Raw genomic sequence first — 1,935 nt, forward strand, 5'->3', positions numbered from 1 at the left:
CCAGCGCCTGCACGGGCTGGCCGAGCAATGCGGCCAGGGTGATGCGCGCCTCTTCGGCCAGTTGCTCGACCAGCGGCAGTTGCCGTTGCTGGCCGGCCACCAGGCTTTTCTGTTGCGCCAGTTCCAGGGCCGTGGCGGAACCGGCGTCGTAGCGGGTTTGCACCAGCTTCAGCACTGCGCGCGCATTCGCCAGGTTCAGCTCGGCGATCTGCACGCGTTGGCGCGCCGCCAGGGTTTGCGCGTAGCGATCGGCGACGTTGCTGAGCAGGGTCAGTTCCACGTTGGCCTGGTCGAACCGGCTGGCCTGCAGGCTATGCAGGGCGCCGTCGCGCGCAGCGGCGCGACCGCCCCAGAAGTCGAGTTCGTAGCTGGCCGTGAGGTTGGCATCATAGCTGGTGACGGTCTTATTGTTTTCGGTGGCGTTGAGGTCCGAGTTGCCGCTGCCGCGCAGCAGCTTTTCGCGGGTGGCGGTGAGGTTGAACTTGACCTCGGGCAGCAGCGGCGCGCCGGCAATCACCGCTGTTGCCTGGGCCTGGCGCACGCGGGCCATGGCGGCGGCCACATCGAAACTGTCACGCCGCGCCTGGTCGATCAGGCGGTTGAGCGACGGGCTGCCAAAGTGCGTCCACCAGCGCTGGTTGGTGGCTTGGTTGGCCGCGCGTTCGGCAGAGTGCCAGGCGGCGGGTGGCGTGATGCCGCTGTCGACGGCGGCGGGGTTGCCGGCACAGGCGCTGAGCAGCAGGCACAGTCCGAGCAGGGAAAGCGGTGTGGCAAGGGAGGGTTTATTCACTGGTCAATGCCTTAACCGGATCGAGCCGGGCAGCTTTACGGGCCGGCATAAAGCCGAATACGACGCCGGTGACCAGCGCGCAGCCAAAGGCACCGAGCATCGCCACCAGGGAAAACTGCACGGCCACTTCGGCCAGCACCAGCACGCCGCCCACCAGCAGCGCCAGGGCGATACCGAATAACCCGCCGACCACCGAGAGCATCACCGCCTCGGTGAGAAACTGGCGCAGGATGTCGCGCTGGCGGGCGCCGGTGGCCATGCGGATGCCGATTTCGCGGGTCCGTTCACGTACCGTCATCAACATGATATTCATCACGCCGATGCCGCCCACCAGCAGGGAAATCGCCGCAATCGAGCCGAGCATCAGCGACAGGGTATTGGCCGTGCGCGCCTCGGCCTGGATCATCGCGGCGTTGTTGGTCAGGTGGTAGTCGTCCTTGCCGTGGTGCAAACGCTTGAGCAACTGATCGATGGCCTGCTCGGCGGCGTTCACCCGGGTGGCGTCGGCGGCGGCAATCACCACGTACTCCGGGTTGTAGCTGCCGAACAGGCGGATGCTGGCGGCGGAGTAGGGGATGGCAATGCGATCGTCGCTGTCCTTGTTGCCCGAGCTGGAGCCTTTTTCCTGGAGCACGCCGACCACCTGGAAGGGCACGTTTTCGATCAGGATGTACTGGCCGATGGGGTTGACCAGGCCTTTGAACAGCTTGTCGCGCACCCGTGCGCCGATCACCGCGACGGTGGCGGCGTTGCGTTCGTCGGCCTCGGTGAAGTAGCTGCCCTCGACCACCGGCCAGTTGAAGATGGTCGGGAAATTAGTGTCGTTGCCGCCCACATAGGCCATGTAGTCAATGTTGCCGAAACGCACGCCGGCTTCGGCACCGTTGACCGGCATGATCCGTTTCACCTGCGGCAGGGTGGCCAGGGCGGCCACGTCGGCGGGGGTGATGATGCCCAGGGGCGTGCGCGGGTTGGGCGACGAACCGCTGACGTACAGAATGTTCGAGCCGAACGCGCCCATCTGCGCCATGACCTGGCGCTTGCTGCCTTCACCCACGGCCAGCATGACCACCACCGAGGCCACCCCGATAATGATGCCGAGCAGGGTCAGCGCGGTGCGAAACCGGTTGATCCACATCACGCGC

The 1,935-nt window shown here is 65.9% G+C and carries 2 protein-coding genes; both read right to left on the reverse strand.

Going from position 1 to position 1,935, the window contains the following annotated elements; genetic code table 11:
* Positions 1 to 790, reverse strand: a 790-nt coding sequence (locus BFP90_RS00620; RefSeq protein ID WP_176717994.1) for a TolC family protein, incomplete at its 3' end; no start/stop codon positions are given.
* On the reverse strand, positions 783 to 1,935 hold a 1,153-nt coding region (locus tag BFP90_RS00625), incomplete at its 5' end, for an ABC transporter permease (protein ID WP_141688883.1). The genes BFP90_RS00620 and BFP90_RS00625, both read right to left, overlap by 8 nt.

Source organism: Pseudomonas sp. 24 E 13, assembly GCF_900004715.1.
In the GTDB taxonomy this organism is placed as follows: domain Bacteria; phylum Pseudomonadota; class Gammaproteobacteria; order Pseudomonadales; family Pseudomonadaceae; genus Aquipseudomonas; species Aquipseudomonas orientalis_A.